Genomic DNA, 19,303 nt, shown 5'->3' on the forward strand with positions numbered 1-19,303 from the left:
AGGGCGCGACGGAAACCGCTGGTGCTGCGGATGTGAATTCCGCCGCAAGGCCGCGACGGAAATCGCTGCTGCTGCGGATGTGAATGCAACCGCAAATCCGTAGGAGCCGGCTTGCTGGCGAACCCGCCGGTCACCCCAAAACCGCCTGATTCAACGTCGCCATGACCTCCGCCTCCAGCGTATTGATCACATGCACACTTGCACCCATCACCTCTTTGGCGTGGTGCTTGGCCTGGGAAGCCAGTTCGGCAAGCTGGCTGGCGTCAAGGGTCGTGCAGACTTCCGGATGCAGGTGCACGACGCCGATGGACAGCGACAGCAGCGCAAATTCCTGGCGCTGGCCCTGGCGATTGAGGGCGACGAAGCAGCCGGCTTCCAGATGCTCGGCGCGGTAGAAGCGTCGGCACTGGTTCTGGAAGTCTTCCAGCAGCATGTTCAAGCGTTTGCGCCAGTCTTCCGAGCCCAGCACCAACAGAAAGTCATCGCCACCGATGTGGCCGACAAAGTCGCGGCTCGGGTCGATGCGGTCATTCAGGCACTGCGCCAGACACAGCAGCACTTCGTCGCCCCGGCCGTAGCCATAGATGTCGTTGAAGGGTTTGAAGCTGTCGATGTCCACGTAGCAGATCATCGACTCGCGGCCCTGCTGCAACAACCGGGTCAGGCACTGCTGGATCGGCACGTTGCCCGGCAGCAGGGTCAGCGGGTTGGCATAGCGCGCCTGCTGGATCTTCACCTCGGTAATCAGCTTCAGCACATCGATCACCCGGCCCAGCCCGAGGTAGGCGCCGTTCTGCATGATGATGAAATCTTCTTCGATGCGCTGCCGCGCGCGACTGGTGATCAGCCGGCTGACCTGTTGCAGCGACTGGCTCAGCTCGACCGCCAGGAAGTCATCGCTCATCAACCGGCTGATCGGCTTGCGCGCGTACAGCTCGGTGGCGAACGGCTGCAGCAGAACGTCCGACAGCGAATGGCGATGGACAATGCCGATCGGCTGATGCTGCTCATCCAGCACCGCCAGGGAGTTGAGATTGGCCTGCTTGCGAAACGCCTCCAGAACTGTGGCGGTGGGCGTGGTCTGCACCACTGCCGGCAGCTCGTTGAGCAGGGCGCTGAGGTCGCTGTTTTCTTCGGTCAAGGTCGCGGCGGCCGGGTCGATTTTTGGCAGCAGCGCACGAGCGTCCCGGGGTGGAAACTCCTGCGGACGGCAGAGCAAATAGCCCTGAACCAGCTCGACGCCCATGTCGATCAAGACGGCCAGCTCTTCCTGCAACTCGATGCCTTCGGCGATGACCAGTGCCCGCGACGCCTTGGCCATTTGCAGCATCGAGCCGACGAACTCGCGCTTGACCGCGTCCTGATGAATGCCGTCGATGAAATGCCGGTCGATCTTCACGTAATCCGGGCGCAATTCGGACCACAGCCGCAGGCTCGAATACCCTGCGCCCAGATCATCGAGGGCGATGGAAAAGCCCATGTCCCGATAGTGATAAAGCGCGTTGTAGAGCAGGCCGAAGTCATCCGTCGGCGTTTGCTCGGTCAGCTCGATGACCACGCGGCTCGGCGGAATCCCGTAGCGCTGCAACAGCTGCAAGGTGCGTCCCGGCGGGTGCGAGGCTTCCAGCAAAGACTCCGGCGAGATGTTCAGAAACAGCTTGCCCTCCAGCTTCTGTTGGCTGAAGCGACGGCAAGCCGACTCGCGGCAGGCGAGTTCCAGTTCGCTCAAGCGCCCGGCTTGGCGGGCCACGGCGAATAGACTGAGAGGGGAATGCAGCGCGCTGTTGGAAGGGCCGCGGGTCAGGGCTTCGTAGCCGAGAATGCGCCGATCCGATAGCGACACAATCGGTTGGAACAGGCTGTGCAAGTCGCCGTGAGTCAGGATCGAACTCAGAGCGCCCAGCTGTTCAGTCACGGTCATGGCAATCTCGGGGCAAGAAAAAGGGGCTCGACGCTTGTGGCGTCGAGCCCCGCTATTTCACGACAGCTTCATGACTATTTGATGACGATTTGCCATCATTTCGTCACATTTCATGCTGTTTTACTTTTTCGCCACCGAACCGCTCAGGCCCAGGTAGTCGAGCAAGATGCGCCCGGTTTCAGCCAGGTAAGCGTCATCCTCGGGTTTGGTCTTGTCGTCGTCCGAAGGCAGCGCGTCTTCGTCTTCTTTCTTCAGCTCTTTCAGCGGCTCTTCGCCTTTGGCTTTGCGACGCACGTTCTCCATCGCCAGCTGCTGGCTCTCGATGTCGGCGTGTTGCTTGCGGCGCTCGGCTTCATTGAGGCTGACGGTCTTTTCACTCATCAGCTTCTTCGCCAGCGCGAGTTTTTCTTCGATGAAGACAAACTCGGCGTCCTTGGCAGAACGCACGTCATGGCGCGATTGCAGTTGGGCGAGGAACGGTTTGAACGGGTCCACCGCCGGCTTGATCGCCGGCTTGATGGTGTCGTAGGTCATCGCTTCAGGCAGTGCGCTTTCGCCGATTTCCTTGGTATCGATGATCGACGGGTAGCCGATGTCCGGCAGTACGCCCTGGTGCTGGGTGCTCTGACCAGAAACCCGATAGAACTTCGCCAGAGTCAATTTCAGCTCGCCATGGTTCAACGGCTGAATGGTCTGCACGGTGCCTTTACCGAAGGTCTGGCCGCCGATGATCAGCGCGCGGTGATAATCCTGCATGGCACCGGCGAAAATCTCCGAAGCCGAGGCCGAGAGGCGGTTGACCAGCAGCGCCATCGGGCCTTTGTAGAACGCACCGCTGTTCTCGTCTTCCAGCACATCGACCTTGCCGTCGGCGTTACGCACCAGAACCGTCGGGCCTTTGTCGATGAACAGACTGGTCAGCTCGGTGGCTTCCTGCAACGAACCACCGCCGTTGTTACGCAGATCGATCACCACGCCGTCGACTTTCTCCGACTGAAGTTCGGTCAGCAGCTTTTTGACGTCGCGGGTCGTGCTCTTGTACTCGGGATCGCCGGCGCGGTAGGCCTTGAAGTCCAGGTAGAAAGCAGGGATCTCGATGACGCCCAGTTTGTAATCCTTGCCGTCCTGATTCAGGTGCAGGATCGACTTCTTCGCCGCTTGCTCTTCGAGCTTCACCGCTTCGCGGGTGATCGAAACGATTTTGGTGGTCTGGTCGCTCGGCGCATTGCTGGCCGGGACGATTTCCAGACGCACGACCGAACCCTTCGGACCGCGAATCAGTTTGACCACTTCATCCAGACGCCAGCCGATCACGTCGACCATCTCTTTGTCGCCCTGGGCGACGCCGATGATCTTGTCGGCGGTCGCCACTTGCTTGGTCTTGGCGGCGGGGCCGGCCGGCACTAGGCGGACGATCTTGACGTTGTCGTTGTCGCTCTGCAGGACAGCGCCGATCCCTTCCAGGGAAAGGCTCATATTGATGTCGAAGTTTTCCGCGCTGTCAGGTGACAGGTAGTTGGTGTGCGGATCGTAGGACATCGCGAAGGTGTTCAGGTAGGCCTGGAACACGTCCTCGCTGCGGGTCTGGCCCAGACGCGCGAGTTGGTTCTTGTAGCGCTTGGTCAGGGTTTCCTGGATCTTCGCCGGGTCTTTGCCGGCAATCTTCAGGCGCAGAACCTCGTCCTTGACGCGCTTGCGCCAGAGGTCGTCGAGTTCGGCTTCGCTCTTGGCCCAAGGGGCGTCCTTGCGATCAACCAGCAAGGTTTCCTGAGTGTTCAGGTCGATTTTGTCGACGCCCTTGCTCAGCTGCGCCAGAGCGAAATCCAGACGCGACTTGATGCGGTCCAGATAACGTTTGTAGATGGTAAAGCCCGGGGCCAGGTCGCCGCTCTTGAGGAAGTCGTCGAACTGGAAACGCCACTTGTCGAACTCGGCGATGTCGCTGGCCAGGAAATAGCTGCGCGCAGGATCGAGGAGTTTCAGGTAGCTCTGATAGATGATTTCCGAGCGCTTGTCGTCCAGCGGCGGCTTGCTGTAATGGTGGCGCTTGAGCAGCTCCACGACATTCAGACTGGCGATGACTTCATCGCGATCAGGTTGAAGATTATCCCAGCTGTTGGCGGCGAACGAACTGGCCGACATTGGCAGGACAGTCAGGCCAATGAGTAATGCAAGGGTGGTGCTGGGTAAAAAATGCTTCATGCTGATTCGACGCGGGGACAATTGATAACGCATATTAGGCCGTCTTTGGAGGTCGCCGGTTCGGTCAGAACACGGTCGCATAATGCAAAAAGCCCAGTGGCCGTGAGGCACATCGGGCTCAGTCAAGACTCACTATGGAGGCACCGTGAAAGCATTGCAAGGCGTTGAAGGTCGTGTGGAATGGCTTGAAGAGCCATCGCCGACTCTGGATGTAGGACAAGTCCGCATCAGGGTCGCAGCGGCCGGACTCAATCGTGCCGATTTGCTGCAACGCTCGGGGCATTACCCGCCACCGCCGGGTGTCACGGAAATCCTCGGGATGGAATGTTCAGGGGTAATTGCCGAGGTTGGCGCGGGCACCGCCTGGGAAGTGGGCGACCGCGTGTGCGCGCTGGTTGCAGGCGGGGCGATGGCCGAAGAAGTGGTGGTCGACGCCCGTCATGTACTGCCGGTGCCCGAAGGGATTTCGCTGCACGAAGCGGCGGCCATTCCCGAGGTGTACGCCACGGCCTGGCTGAACCTGTTCCAGCTGGCCGGTCTTCAGCCCGGCGAAAAAGTGTTGCTGCACGCCGGGGCAAGTGGTGTTGGTTCAGCTGCCATTCAGCTTTGCAAGGCTTTCGGCAACCCGGTCTGGGTCACCGTGGGCTCGGCGGAGCGACTGGCGTATTGCGAATCGCTGGGCGCCCAGGGCGGCGTGCTGCGCAACGAGAACCTCGATGCACTGAACGACTTCGCGCCGTTTAACGTCATTCTTGATCCGGTGGGCGCCAACTACGCGGCGCTGAATCTGAAGGTACTCGGCCTTGACGGTCGTCTGGTGCTGATCGGGCTGATGGGCGGAAGCAAGTCCGAGCTGGATTTCGCCAGGCTGCTGGGCAAGCGCATCCATATCCTCGGCTCGACCCTGCGCAGCCGCGACGACCAGTTCAAGGCTGACCTGCTCAGCGACCTGGGCCAGCACGTCATGCCGCTGTTCACCGAAGGCCGCCTGAAGCCACAACTGGCGCGCAGCTTTCCGATCAGCGAAGCGGAAGCGGCCTACGCGGAGCTGGCGACTAATCAGGTGTCGGGCAAGGTCGTGCTGGTGATCGACGACAGTCTGGTCTGACCCTGCTTTTGCCCTTTTGCTGTTCGCTATAGCCGTGCATCGTCAACCGACCGGCGGTGGCCCGAACTGTCATTTCTGACAGTAGTCAACCGGGTCCATTCGGTTCTCAATAAAGCCTTGTTGCGTTGCCTGGTCGGCGAGTGTCGGCTGAGAACGCTTCATCGGACTAGGTGAGGACGGGATGGCCAGGGATCGGAAAGCACAGTCGGTAACGCGGCGAACAGGCGAAGTATCAAGGGCACTGCTGGCCATGCCTCACGTGCCGGCAATCATTGATCCAGACGATCCTGATGGCCTGGTTTCCACAGGAACCCAGAACAATGGTCTCGAAGTGCTGGTACCGCTTTGGCCGCTTACGGCCGCGGCGGGGGATACCGACCGGCTGGACCTGTTCTGGAGCGGTGAGAGCAGTGATACACCTGTGGCCACTGCGGATTTTCCAGGACCGGTCGATCCTGCAAGGTTTCCTTTCTCCCTGACGGTGGATAAAAACAGTCTGCAGTCGGACGGCCAGTACCAGGTCTGGTACACGGTCACCACTGACGCGAATGACACTGCGCCTTCAGAGCGCCGCACCGTCACCCTCGACACCCGCCCGCCGAGCTATAACCAGCAATTGATGCCGTTGTTGTTACCTAATGATCTGGTGGGCGGGGTGATCAACGAAGCGTACCTGGCCAGTCATGGTGATCAGGTCGAGCTGCGTCTGCCGAGCCCTGTGTATCTAGACGCGAAAGACGGCGACGTGGTTGATCTTTACTGGTCGCAGAACAACCCGCCAACGACATCGGTTGTCGCCAGTGTGACGGTGACCCAGGCGCAGATCGACGCGGCCGATATCCGCGTCCGCCTGCCCGGCGGCGCCGTGCGTGCGCCTGATCGGGATGGCGTTTTTTATGCGACGTACAAAGTGCGGTACCGGGCCGGTAACGAGACCGACTCGTTTTCTCGCGAAACCCCTGCCACCGTCGCACTCAAGCCATTGCCAGGGGGCGATTTGCCTGAACCGCAGTTCCCGGGGGCCGATATCTACGGCTACATCAACTGCTCCCACGAGCCCTGGAACGGGATTGTGGTGCGCATCGAGTTCGTTCGTAACCTGTTCGAGTACCAGGACCAGATCACCCTGTACTGGCAGGGCTATCGCAGGTTGAACGGCGTGGATCCGATTGCAGGTACCGAAGGTGTGTTTGCCCGGACGGTCACCGCGCAGAACCTGACTGACGGTTATCTGGACGTCGTGGTCGAGCCTTTCATTCCCCATATCAAACCCATCATTGAAGGGTCGGCGTTGGCCTCTTACCGATTGACGAAAGTCAGCGGGCAGTCGGGTGCGTCCTATGAGGGGTTGGTGAAGATCAGTCGCAAATTGCCCAGCGGAGAGATTTGCGGCCCTGGGATGGAGGCCCTGCGGTCTGGGTCGTCCATCGCGGGCGGATGCAAGGCCTGTCGCAAATTCAGTCGATTCATCGCCCGCGTGTTGCAGAGGCTCGGGCGTGGTGGCGAAGGGCAGTAACCCTGGAAACCCAGGACGCGCCAGGCGGGATAGGCGCGAGTCAATTCAAGGAGAAAAGACATGAGCAAATTATCAAGCAAACAGACCCGAGTGCTTGCCAGTGCACTGGCGCGAAATGTCAGCCAGCAGAAGCAAGCCATCAAAAAAGGCCGGTCTGGAAGGGCGAACTTGAGGCCGCCGATTGCGCCGGTCTGGTGGGACGGCGATCCTGTCTTCGCAGGCTTGGTGCCTCGTGATGAGCAGGAAGTGGACATGACTATCATGATCCCCCAGTGGCCCGGAAGCGCAGGATCGGGCGAGACCGACACGCTTCAATTCCAGTGGAAACCGCTCTTCGCGGGTGACTGGCAGGATGCCCAAGCCGAGATAAAGATTCCAGGTCCGTTGGACTCCAACGACTTCCCGATGGCACTGATGCTGGATAAATCCAACTTTGCTGTCGAAGGCACCTTCGAGTTGTGCTACACCGTGACAAACGAGGCTTCCAACCCGTCAACATCGGATACCACCAGCTTCATTATCGACAAGACGCCACCCAACAATAATCAGTCTCCAGCGGCGCCGACGTTCCTGGACGCTGCCATCGTCAATAACGGCATCACACAGGAATACCTGAGTCAACACGCCGATGTGGTTCTGGTCATCCCCATTTATCAATACGAGAAGCCGGGCGATACCCTGGAGATTTACATTCATGAAGTCGGGACGAGCCCGACCGCGCCGGTATTTTCCGGGCCGATTGATTCGAATCGGCAGATCAAGATCCCGGCTGCTGTCTTCTCGGGTCTGAGGGATGGCCTGATTTACGTATCCTTCCGACTGGTCGACAAGGTTGGAAACAAGGGCGGTCACTCGGATAACACGACAGTCGGCCTCTTTCTCAATCCACTTCCGGTTGTTCCACTGGACGCACCCCGCGTGCCCAGGATCGCGGATGACGGCGTTCTGCAACTTGTCGACATTGATCGAGCGAATACAGGGCTGGTTGAAATTGACCCGTACGCGAACGCGCTTGAAGGCGACCGTATAGTACTCACTTGGGGTACTGCGCAGCTTCCGGTCACTCACAACATCACGGATCCATTTGCGACAAGCTTTCTGAGTGTTCCCTACGAAACCATATTGAAGCCTGCCTATGGCGCGGCGACCACGGTGCTGCCGACCCAGGTGAGCTACGTCGTCGAGCGTGGCGACAAGTCGTTCGCCTCGGACGCCGCCACCATCAATGTGGATTTCTTCGTCCCTGGGCCCGTGAACCCGGACCGGCCGGATCCGGTAAACAGCAACCTGCCAAGAGTAACGGTTCGTGGCTCGACCTCAACAGTTGATAACGTGCTGACGGAAGACGACGTCGGCGACCCTGTCACGGTAAAGCTCAAGCTGTACGATCCTGTAGGCACGGGCGAGGAGATGGTCCTGTATTGGGGTAGCGTCACGGCAGAGGTCGGCAGGCTCAGCCCTGTAACGGGGTCGGCGGGTGATGACTATGAGTTCACTCTGGACTGGGACACGATCAAAGACCTGCCAAGCAGCACAGCGCTGCCGGTGTCCTATACCGTTGGGCGCATCAATCCCCCTGGCAATGTCGAGTCCTGCGTGCCGACTCTGGTAGATGTCAGCGCAGCCCTACCGATCAAACTCGCCAATCCCGAATTTCCCGAAGCGGCCACGGCGACGGACGGAAGTGACATTCTCAACTGCGGTACGCACGTGGGCCCTGACCAGTTGGTTAGCGTACGTATTCCTGGCAACGCCGGTATGTTGCAGGGCGGGGAGACTCTTGAGTTCACGTGGCAGTGCTACACCGACAAAGCGGGGACAGCCCCGGTAAACGCGCCGCTCAAATGGGAGAGAAAAATCATTGCAGCCGAGGCTTCCAACGGTTTCGAATTCCTGCAAGGGCCGTTTGAAGATTTCATCCTGCCAACGGGCCTGAACGGGTCGATCAAGCTGACGTATGTGTCTGATACCACACCGCCGATGCAGGGTGAGACGCTGATCAGAGCAACGGGTGAAAACCCGGCGGGCGTGTGTCCGCCCAATAGTCGTCGACGCAGAGCGGGTGGGTGCGGCTGTTAATGGAGCAGGTTCGACGACAGAATGAATAAGTAAAATTTCGGGTTGAGACGAAAAAAACAAGGCCGTACTAAACGGCCTTGTTTTTTTAGTCCTATTGCCGCAGTTGGCGATAAGAGGCAGGACCGAGCGGCTGTAGGAAACTACGCTCAGTACGTTAGGAAACGTCCTACATTGATAATGATTTGAAGAATGTAGTCTTCGCGCCTCTGTCCTGCGGAGCTTTTCTGTACTCCGTGGGAATGGCGATATTCCCAAGGAGCTGGACATGGCTAAGTCGCGTTACACACCCTCCCGTTATTTCAACCCCACAACCTTTATTTCTCTCGCGCTGTGCATCAGCACCGCCGCCCAGGGGCGTGCGTTGGCCCCTGGAGAATCTGTTGTGGTTGACCAGGGCGCCACCCCGGAAGCCTGGTCGTTGGCGACCGGTTCCTCGCTGACGGTGAACAGCGGCGCCCAAGCCCTCAGGATCTCTGGAGGCGGCGCAGGCACCGTGGTCAATCTGAACGAGGGAAGCTCAGCGACAGCGATCAACTTCAGCGCGCCGGGCGCCGTGGCGAACGTCAATGGTGCCAGCGTCAATGCCAGCGGCACTTTAACCGCTTTGACGCTCACCGGCGGCCAGGCGGTCCTGACGAACGCCACCATTAGCAGCGAGACCGGCCTGGGTCTCAACGGCGTACAGGAACAGGGCGGCTCTGGCAGCGCGTTCCAGATCAATGGCGGTGCCATCAGCGGTGGCGCGGGTGGCGCAACGCTTGCCTCTCGCAGCAGGCTGGACGCGACGGGCGCCGTCATCACCGGCACCGGGGCAAGCAGCTACGGGGTTCGCGGTTTCGGCTCGGACATTTCCCTGCGCGGCAGCACTGTCACCGGCGGCTTGAACGGCATCGTCTATCGAGTGGATACGGCCAATGTGCGCCAGGGGACGGCCGATATCGAGGGTTCACACATAGAAGGCACCAATGGTGCCGCGATTCTGGTCAATGGCCAGGGCGGCGGTCTGGTCGCCAACCTGAATCTGCTCAATGGCACAACCCTCACAGGTGGCAACGGCAACGCGCTGGAAATTACCAACGCGGCGACGGCGAACGTCCTGCTGCAGAACAGTGAAGTGACCGGTAACTTCGCCCTCTCCAACGGCAGCATTGCCAACTTGACCTTTGAGCAGGGCCGGTTGATCGGTGACGTTACGGCGGATGCCACCAGCAGCGGCACTCTGGCGCTGAACAATGGCTCGGCGCTGACCGGCAATGTCACCGGCATTGACACGGTCGGTCTGAATGCGAGTTCCATTACCGGGAACGTGACCTCGGCCAGCAACGCGGGTGCGGTTTCGCTGGCTAATGGCTCAGTGCTTGAAGGGAATGTGACCAGTGACACGGTCAGTATGAATGCCAGCCAGATGAAGGGCGACATCACTTCGATGGGCAACGCCGGCGTCGTCACCTTGGCCGGCGGCTCGTTGCTGCAAGGTGACATCAGCAGCGATAACGTCAGCCTGGATGGCAGTTCGATGATCGGCGACATCACCTCGATCAGCAGTGCAGGGATCGTATCTCTGGTCGGCAATTCGGCGCTGGAGGGCAATATCAGCAGCGACAACGTGAGCCTTAATGCCAGTTCTATCGTCGGTAACGTCACGTCGACCAGCGGGGCAGGTGTTCTGAGGTTGCTGGGCGGCTCAACGCTGAAAGGCGATGTGACCAGCAATAATGTCAGCCTGGATGCCAGCTCGATGTCCGGCGATATCACCTCCAGTGCCGGCGTTGTTTCGCTGGCCAACAACTCGGTGTTCACCGGCAACCTGGTCAATGTCGATAGCGCCACCCTCGCAGGGTCTTCCACCTGGGACATGGTGGGCACCAATACCCTCAACTCCCTTGCGGTGAATGACAGCACGGTGAGGTTTGGTGCGCCCAACGCGTTTTACCAGCTCAACGTTGGCACGTTGTCCGGCAACGGCACGTTCGTTATGGACGCGGACTACCTCACCAATGAGCACGACCTGCTCAACGTCACCGGCACCGCAACGGGCAGCCATACCTTGCTGATCGCAGGTTCCGGCGTCGACCCGACGTCACCGCAGCCCTTGACTGTCGTGCAGACTGGGGGCGGTAACGCGACGTTTGCCCTGGCGGGTGATCGGGCCGTTGACGTAGGGACCTATTCCTATCAACTGGCGTCGACAAGCAACGGCGCAGGTGGAACCGACTGGTTTCTGGATCCGAGTACAGCAACGATCAGTCCTGGCACGCGCTCGGTGCTGGCGCTGTTCAACACCGCGCCGACGGTCTGGTACGGCGAGCTGACTTCGCTGCGCAGCCGGATGGGCGAATTGCGATTCAATGGTGGGAAAGCCGGTGGATGGGTGCGCACCTACGGCAATAAATACAACGTCGATGAAGCGTCGGGTGTCGGTTATCGGCAGACGCAGCAGGGCCTGTCGCTGGGTGCCGATGCACCGCTGCCGGTGGGCGACGGGCAGTGGCTGGTGGGTGTGCTGGCCGGGCACAGCAAGTCCGATCTTGATCTGAGTCGCGGTACCTCAGGCACTGTCAACAGTTATTACGCTGGTGTTTACACGACCTGGATGGACCAGGCCAGCGGCTACTATTTTGACGGTGTGTTGAAGTTCAACCGCCTCCGCAACGACTCGAAGGTCAGCATCAGCGATGGCACCCGTGCCAAGGGCGATTATGACAATTCGGGTGCAGGTGGCTCGGTTGAGTTGGGTCGGCATATCAAACTCAGTGACGGCTATTTCATCGAACCCTACAGCCAGTTGTCCGCCGTGGTGATTCAGGGCAAGGATTACCAGTTGAACAACGACATGCGTGCCGAAGGTGATCGCACCCGTTCGTTGCTGGGCAAGGTCGGTGTCACGGCCGGGCGTAATTTCACCATGGACAGCGGTAGCGTGGTTCAGCCGTATGTGCGGGTGGCGGGCGTGCACGAGTTTGCGAAGAACAACGAAGTTCAGGTGAACAACAACGTGTTTAACAACGACTTGTCCGGCTCGCGAGGCGAGTTGGGGGCGGGTGTTGCCGTGGCGTTTTCCGACAGCCTGCAGCTGCACGCTGATTTCGATTACTCCAATGGTGACAATATCGAGCAGCCATTCGGGGCGAATGTGGGGTTGCGGTATAGCTGGTAATTCTCCAGGATCGACGTGTCGTGGTTTTCGCGATACGTCGATCCTGTCTTTTTTTTAGATGGCGTTGCAGTTAGCGTAATGGCCGAGCCCAATCGGACCAGCGGCCTCTTGTCCGGTCCTCAGATTTTTCATCGAGTTTCGATTCAATCCTACCGAGTCAGTCGACCATGAGTACATCCGATCCGGACTCTGCGGAAACCGAAGGTAGCCGTATTGGTCATAGATCGCCTGCAGCTCGCTCATGTTCGGTAGTCGCTTACCGTTTGCTGCGGCATCTTTCTTCGCCTGCGAGTAGGTGGAGTTGCTTAAGGTGTAAACAACCACCACGCCTGACACGTTGACCGTGTAACTGCCTGATTGGTTGGCGCTATCGCGAACGGTGATCGTTGCGCTGCCGTTAGTGACTGAGTAGACCTTGCCATCGCTGCCTACCCGGGCAATTGCCGGGTTGCTGGAGGTATAAGAGTAAGGGGCAGCGCCGCTGCTCGGTACTCTCACAGCTGTCGTACCGGTTGGCCACGTTTGCGGATCTACTGAAAGGTCTGAATTGGACCTGTATAGCCTGCCATTCAGCGAAACAGGCGATGTATCCAGGACAAAATCCGGTATCGGTGACACCACGTTGAAATCGCGAGTCCCCGATGAAGGATTGTCGGCATATTTCCCGACAGCCTTGATGCTGTGGGAACCGAGGGCAACTCCTACAGACAGGCTCCAGGCGCCGCCACCCCCCGCCGTTGTGGTGCCTTTGGACGCGTTCTTGTCGAAGACTTCTACCTGCGCGTTGGCCACTGCCGTGCCCGACGCCGTTACCGTGGTTTCAGTCGTGGTGCTTCCCTGGCTGATCTCCCCTCGGGAGTCGCGCACACTGAGCGTGGGCGCCGTGGCAGCCTGGACGTTTAACGTCCACGGTGAGGACACCGGATTATTCGCGTACAACGCTCTGGCGGTCAGGCTATGGGCGCCGACCGACAGGCCACTCACTGACCGCGACCAGTCGCCACTGGTGTTCACGCTGGCAGTGCCTTTGGACGAGCCGCTGTCGAACACCTCTACGGTTTGACCGACTGAGGCTTTGCCCGAGGCGGTGACCGTATTGGCGTAGGTCGAGCCGCCATTGGTTACGGGGTTACCCTGTGGATCCTCCACCCTGGTGATGGTGGGAGTGACCACTGCGGTCACGGTGAATTTACGCACCGCGGATTCCGGATTGCTCCCGTAGTTGGCCCTGACTTTCATGTCATGCCGCGCCACGCTCAGGCCTGTAAGCGTCAGTGTCCATTGCCCGCCTGCGTCGGCCGTTACCTTTTGCCGAGACGCAGCGCCATCAAAGATCTCCACCTCAAGACCTGCACTGGCGGTGCCGGTCAGAGCCACGCCGGTATCCACAGTGAAACCATCAGGCTGAATCTCGGCGCCTTGCATGTCCCGGATGTGAGTGATGGTCGGCGCTACGGCTGCAGCGATGTTCACCGTCCAGACATCGGACTCAGGCTGTGTGCCATACAGCGCTTTGGCCTTGAACGCGTGCGACGCCACGCTCAGTGCTGAAACGGTCAGAGACCATTCGCCCGATCCATTTGTGTTGGCAGTGCCTTTTGATACGCCTTTGTCAAACAGTTCGATCTGCCGATCGGGGCTCGCCTTGCCCGATATCGTCAGGCTGGTGTCTACGGTTGTCCCGCCATTGCTGACCGGTCCTCGTGAGTCCAGAACCTGGTTGATAACAGGCTTCACGTTGGCCAGCACTTCAAGGCGCCTTGGCGAAGAGACCAGGCCGCTGCCATCAAGCGCGTTGGCGGTAAGGCTGTAGCTTTTCACAGTCAGCCCTTGCAGGTTTCCGCTCCAGGCCCCGCTGCTGTTGGATTTGACCGTCGTCAGCCGCGTGGTGCTGTCGAGAATTTCCAGCTCGGTTTCGAGGGTGGAGGTGCCACTGATGCTTAAAGCGGTATCGAATGTGGTCCCTCCGTCAGCCACCTCACCTTTGCCGTCTTTGATACTGGCGATTTGCGGCTTGATCCAGTCATGGTGCAGCTTGAAGGCGTACACCACCCGTGGAAAAGGCACTACGCCGCTTTCACTGGCGATACCGTCAAAGGCAACGTTGCAGATCACTGTCAGGCGCGTGTCCTGGCCAAGCTTTTCCAGTTCAGTGCGCGGCAGGGTGACGGACAGGCCGTCAGAGGCTTGAGCGCTGGTGAGCACGGCGCCGTCCAGTAGCGTGATCGCGTACAGGCCGCCGCTGCCGGTTTCGCCCTCAAGCCGCAGCCAGACTCGCTGGCCCGCAGCGCTGAAGGGCCATTTGGCGACCGTGGTGGTGGCGTTGCCGGTGAACGTCGCCAGGTTTAGCGTCAACGTCTGGCTGTCGGCCTGGTTAATGGCCGGGTGCGGCAGGTCCTTGTCAGGGTTGCCGAAGGGCAGTATGGGCAATCGCAATACATCGGACGGCTTCTCTGCGGTGTAGCGTTTGACGCGATAGGACACGCTGACTTCGCGGCCAATATTCGCCCCGACCACCGCTGCGGAGACCGAGAACTCAACCAGCCCGCTGTCGCTCCCGGGCTTTTCCTGATCAGCAGGCGTGCCAGCGCCCGGGCTGCCCAGCCAGAGATGTGTGAGAAGGTCTTGTGCCTCCATGCTGGCGTAACGTACTTGTATGGTGGCGCCGTTCAGCGCTGCCATCGGGTCGAGGGCGCCATCGTCGCCCGCTTCGAGCACGGTAGGCGCGGGGAGTTCGCCGATGAGCTTGCCGATCACCAGATTCAGTGTTGCCGAGAACTCAAACAGGCCGGTGGCGCCGCGCTTGAGTGTGTACAGGACCCTCACTTCGTTATTGATATTGGGCTCGATCAGTGCCCTGGCAATGGAGAAGTCCAGCGGTTTGCCGGCAGTGCCTGTCGTGATGGGAAACGAATCCGTGCCGCTGCCTTCCTCGGAGATGCCTTTCCAGTACCAGGTGATGGTGTCCCCAGCCCGGGTGCCGTCGTACGCGATGCGAAGGGTAGCGCTGTCGGGGTACTGTTCAGGGTCCAGCACGCCGTCGGGGGCCTCCACGATCGTGGGGGCGGGGAGCCGCGCAGCGTGCTGGCCGACCTTGACCAGCAGATGTTCGGAACGGCGTGTATCGGCGCTCAGCCAGCCGTCGTTGCTCACGGAATAGCTGACATCAAGGCTGCCATTATTGAGGATGCTGATGTGTTCGCCCATCACCGGGAAATATACCCGCTCGAGACCGCCGGCCTCATTGCCGGTAACGTTATGAGTGTCCTCATGCAGGTAGGTCGAGCCGTTCGATTGGGTCCCCAGCCATTTCAACACGATGAAGTCGCCGATCTCCATCCCGTAATTCGGGATCTCGACATGGGCCCGCTCTTCATCAGGCGCCAGGGTGTCGCCAATCAGCTCGATAATGTTCGGCGCCGGCAGCGGCACCTGGCCGACGATGCTGACGGTCGCTCGTTTCGAAGACAACCACGGCGCGCCGTTAATTTTTTTCAACACGTAGGTAGCCCGCCCTTTACCGCCCAGGAGGGCGCGGATGTGCACATTGGGTACGTTAACTTGATGGATCTCAGAGAGGTTGTCGACGGTGAACGAGTAGGTGAACGCCGGTTGCTCGATGGCAGGATCGTCGTCGCGCCATGTCATTTCCACGACATCCTCCAGCGAGAAGTTCTCCCCGGTTACTTTGATGTAAACAGGCACGCTGTCGCTTCCCAGATCCTCCAGATCGATAGTGGGCGTGCCATTGCCGATGATCGGCGCTTCCAGCCGCCAAGCGCCTGCTTCTACCCAAACGATGGTCTGCATTGAACGAGGCGTAGCGAAGTTATAGACCTCGTCATACACCTCATAGTCAACGAGCAGGTTTTCGCTGTCACCGGCCGCCAGAATCGTCGCCTGGTCGACAGGAATTTCGATGGGGTCGTCACCGGCCGCTTCGCCTTCGCTGACCAGATGCGCGATGACGACGTCACCCCATGCCAGGCTAATAGTGTCCCGGGCCATGCGATCGGGGTAAGTCTCGATAACCAGCGGGAAGCCGCGTTGCGCCCACGCCGCATCCACGCCGTTTTCGACAATGTCAGCGGGTAGCACGGGCGCTTTGAGTTCAGAGTGTCCTGGCAATGCAGGATGACGGTCAAAACCGCCGGGCGCTTGAAGCTTGACCTTGATCCGCAGGGCGCCCGAATCGTCTGATCGGCCAGTGTCGGCGTGGGTCAGGCGATAAAACACTTTTTCGACCCAGCCATCCTTGATGTATTCGCCCGAGACCGTCAGAACGATGCGCTCATTTATGTCCTCTGGCAGTACGTCATAGATCGCGACAGGATCGGTGTCCCAGTAGACATCCAGGTGGTCGTTCTCACGCATTCCCTGCCAAGGGTCGATCGCGATCAGGACAAAGTCCTGACAGCCAATATCGGCGTTGATGCCACCGTCTCCGCCTTCTACCGGCGTGATCATCCCGCCGATCAATAGCGGCCGCAGCGCAGCTGCCTTGTAGCTCCGGTCAAGGGGTGGAAAGAGTGTGCGTAGTCTGCGTCTCATGACAAGCTCCTTGCTGAAATGATCCCTGTGTAGCGTGTGGTTTTTTCAAGAACCGGTTGGAAGCTTTCAAACAGGCTGAACATCGCGACAGGCGGAGGACGGCACCTGCGCTGCCCGCCGCACTGTTCGTCCCCAGGGCCAGCCCGATTGCCGGCCGGCAAGTTAATCGGACATCAATACCCATGCTGGCGCTGGTCAGCCTCACAGGCGTTCGATTGCTTCGCTGTCCGATCGACACCGCGAAGCATCTGATCGATCAACTCTTCATTCTTCTGCGGCGGTACCGTTCAAGGTCACGCTGTCAGCGGCCGTGGATCCGCCGTTGGCGATGGTGTTGCCTGCGGAGTCTTTGACGCTGATGATGGCCGGACGGGGTGAGATGGGACTGGTCTCAAAGGTACCGTACAAGGTCACGCTGGTATCGGAAGTGGAGCCCCCATTGGGTATCAACTGGCCCTTGGAGTCTGTAACGCGGGTGATGACGGGGCGGGCTGTGTCGGCCACGGCGAAGTTGTATACCGCTGACTGCGGACTGGAGGTGTACTGGGCCACCGCTTCGATTCTGTGCTCTGCCACTGCCAGATCGCTCAGCGTCGTTTCCCATTTGCCGTCCGCGCTTATCTTGACCTCAGCTACGAAGGTCTGCCCATCCAGGATCCGCAGCGTTTGATCTGCAGCGGCTGTACCCGTGAGGGTCACTGTCTTATCCGCGGTTGACCCGCCTTCCGGGATCTCGATGCCTGCGGAATCTTTGACGCTGGTGAAGACGGGTGGGTCGAGCGCCACTGGCTCGCCCACGCTGAATTCAAGAGCATCCGAGTTGCTTGTATCGCCATTCGCACGAACGACTTTGTACGAGGCGACTACTTTGCCCCCTTCGTTGCCTTTAACCAGATCGTCCTTGATGGGAAAGACAACCTCCTTGTCTTTGTTGAATTTGGTCACAGGGAGGTCATTGACATATTTGCCCGTGATGCTGCCATCCCATGTGATGTGGATCTGGTCGCCGATAGCCATCCCTGTGTACGGCACCACTTTTAGTGTTGTGTCTGGGTGATCAGGGGGGAGGGCGTTATCTACAACGCCGTCGACAATAGGCGCTGCCAATTCGGCGCGTGCCTCACCGACGTTCAGTGGGCCGGTGTGGGCGGATTCACGTTCCAGCGTGACACCGTCCACGTCTTTGGCCAGAACGTAAAACAGATCAACAGTCCCCCCTTCAATTTCCTTCAGATGCTTGCCTGGTACGGCGAAGATGATGGGCTCTCGGTCGATCGTGTCGTTAGTAGAGACGAAGTGGGGCTCCAGTTCTGGATCGTAGGGACGGTTGTCGGGGTAAGTCCCAACCCAGCGAAGCATGACCACATCCCCTTTCTGGAAGGCATCGTCCCATAGCACTTTGACGTGTGCGGTCGCGAGCTCAGGGTCAAGAGCACCCCCTTGCTCTTCCTCGACGATCGGCGCGGCAAGCCTGACCGGTTCGCCGATGATGCTGATGAATTCGCCTTTGGATCTCAGCCTTTCTTCGGCGCTCTGGTGCTCGACTTCATAGCTGAACACCGCCTGTGTCTTGGCAAGTAATCGAATGCGGTCATTGGGTACGGAGATTTCAAGGACTTGGGGCAGATTATCCACCACATCGGGCTCTGCGGCGGTCCAGCTCACTTCAATTCCTTCTGTTGTAGTGCCGACCATCTTGGCCCAAATCTTGTCTCCGACCTCGAGTTTTCCCCCAACCGGTACCCACAGCTGCAAAGTGGCGTCTTTGCCGTTTAGGGTCTCAAGATCCAGTTGTCTGTTGCGGGCCTCTTTGACGATGGGCGCGTCGAACCGGGCGTTTCCGGTGTCCACCGTGACGAGCACTTCAGCGCTCCAGTCCGAGGAGGGGTTCTGGACGACGTCGTAGACCATAAACGCGACCGCAAGGCTGTTCGCCCCCGAGTCGCCAGCTTTCAGGATGGTGTCCTTGTCAACGGTGATTTCCAGCGAGCTGCCGACTTCATCCTCCTTAACGTAATGATCAACAAAGATGCCACCCCATGACAATTTGATGTGGTCCCACAGGGCCATTTCGGGATAGGGGGCGATAGTGACGATAACCCCAGCTTCCGCTTCGTCAGGGCCGACACCGTTCTGCAATATTTCTTCTGGCAGCGTATGGACCAGCTCGGAGTGGCCTTGGTCGGTGCCGTCTTTATCGGGGCCTCCCGGTGGCGTGAGTTTGACGTAAATGTTCATTTTGGCCGACGCCTCGGGCTGCTGACCGAAGCGCGTAACCTTGTAGGACACGGCCTGAGAGCCTGCAGCCAGACGCTCATCCGCGATGAACAGGCTGAGTCGTTCACCGACCTGGCCGTCTGATCTGATCGTGTCGGTAGCCACTGTCAGATCTTCCAGAAGAAGGTTTACGCTGTCGCCTTTATTCATATCTGACCAAGCCGGTACGTGCACCTTCAACCCCTGTTCGTGCGTGGTCACCGCAGCGCCTTCGTTGACGCCCCAGACGTCAAGGTCAGGTAATGCCGGAGGGCTTGGAATCGGCCCATTGACTGCGTCGATCTCCGGCGGGATCAGTAATGCGCTGGCAGCCCGGGCGTTGTCGAGAAAGATGGGGTCTGCCGCCAGTTTGGCGACGGTCTGTGAAATATGGGCAGGGATGGGGAAGTATTGCGAGCGGGCTTTAATGGCCATGGTGTTGACTCCTGTCGGTTTATGCGCAGGAGTCATTTGGCGCTGCGGTGACCTCTCTGGCTACTGTCACAATTGACA

8 protein-coding genes are annotated in these 19,303 nt (G+C 59.3%); 4 read left to right on the plus strand and 4 right to left on the minus strand.

Annotated features, from left to right (window positions below):
• Positions 1-130: 130 nt before the first annotated feature.
• Positions 131-1,921, minus strand: a complete 1,791-nt coding sequence (locus tag EC919_RS08880) for a bifunctional diguanylate cyclase/phosphodiesterase (protein WP_133773107.1) — start codon at positions 1,919-1,921, stop codon at positions 131-133.
• 120 nt (positions 1,922-2,041) lie between these two features.
• A complete protein-coding gene (locus EC919_RS08885; protein WP_208294959.1) occupies positions 2,042-4,123 on the minus strand; it encodes a carboxy terminal-processing peptidase in 2,082 nt (693 codons plus the stop codon).
• A 145-nt stretch (positions 4,124-4,268) separates the two neighbouring features.
• Here EC919_RS08885 and EC919_RS08890 point away from each other — a divergent pair, with 145 nt between their 5' ends.
• From EC919_RS08890 to EC919_RS27395, 4 genes are all read left to right on the plus strand, one after another.
• A complete protein-coding gene (locus tag EC919_RS08890; protein WP_133773111.1) occupies positions 4,269-5,231 on the plus strand; it encodes an NAD(P)H-quinone oxidoreductase in 963 nt (320 codons plus the stop codon).
• Between the two features lie 250 nt (positions 5,232-5,481).
• A complete protein-coding gene (locus tag EC919_RS08895; RefSeq protein WP_133773113.1) occupies positions 5,482-6,747 on the plus strand; it encodes a hypothetical protein in 1,266 nt (421 codons plus the stop codon).
• Positions 6,748-6,807: 60 nt separating this feature from the next.
• Positions 6,808-8,826: a hypothetical protein gene (locus EC919_RS08900; protein ID WP_133773115.1), complete on the plus strand. Its 2,019-nt coding sequence runs from the start codon at positions 6,808-6,810 to the stop codon at positions 8,824-8,826.
• 265 nt (positions 8,827-9,091) lie between these two features.
• Positions 9,092-11,983, plus strand: coding sequence for an autotransporter outer membrane beta-barrel domain-containing protein (locus EC919_RS27395; protein WP_243842227.1), 2,892 nt, complete (start codon positions 9,092-9,094; stop codon positions 11,981-11,983).
• A gap of 54 nt (positions 11,984-12,037) precedes the next feature.
• On the opposite strand, the gene EC919_RS08910 is transcribed toward EC919_RS27395, so the two are convergent.
• Together EC919_RS08910 and EC919_RS08915 are read right to left on the minus strand one after the other, a co-directional pair.
• Positions 12,038-16,534 carry an Ig-like domain-containing protein gene (locus EC919_RS08910; protein WP_133773117.1) on the minus strand — a complete coding sequence of 1,499 codons (4,497 nt, stop codon included), beginning with the start codon at positions 16,532-16,534 and terminating at the stop codon, positions 12,038-12,040.
• A 264-nt stretch (positions 16,535-16,798) separates the two neighbouring features.
• Entirely contained in the window at positions 16,799-19,225 is a 2,427-nt protein-coding gene (locus tag EC919_RS08915; RefSeq protein ID WP_133773119.1) for a hypothetical protein, read from the minus strand.
• Between the last annotated feature and the right edge of the window lie 78 nt (positions 19,226-19,303).

Source organism: Pseudomonas graminis, from assembly GCF_004364335.1.
Lineage (GTDB): Bacteria > Pseudomonadota > Gammaproteobacteria > Pseudomonadales > Pseudomonadaceae > Aquipseudomonas > Aquipseudomonas graminis_D.

Coding starts and splice junctions, on each gene's coding strand:
- EC919_RS08880 (WP_133773107.1), bottom strand. CDS start 1,921: ATGACCGTGACTGAACAGCTGGGCGCTCTGAGTTCGATCCTGACTCAC.
- EC919_RS08885 (WP_208294959.1), bottom strand. CDS start 4,123: ATGAAGCATTTTTTACCCAGCACCACCCTTGCATTACTCATTGGCCTG.
- EC919_RS08895 (WP_133773113.1), top strand. CDS start 5,482: ATGCCTCACGTGCCGGCAATCATTGATCCAGACGATCCTGATGGCCTG.
- EC919_RS08900 (WP_133773115.1), top strand. CDS start 6,808: ATGAGCAAATTATCAAGCAAACAGACCCGAGTGCTTGCCAGTGCACTG.
- EC919_RS27395 (WP_243842227.1), top strand. CDS start 9,092: ATGGCTAAGTCGCGTTACACACCCTCCCGTTATTTCAACCCCACAACC.
- EC919_RS08910 (WP_133773117.1), bottom strand. CDS start 16,534: ATGAGACGCAGACTACGCACACTCTTTCCACCCCTTGACCGGAGCTAC.
- EC919_RS08915 (WP_133773119.1), bottom strand. CDS start 19,225: ATGGCCATTAAAGCCCGCTCGCAATACTTCCCCATCCCTGCCCATATT.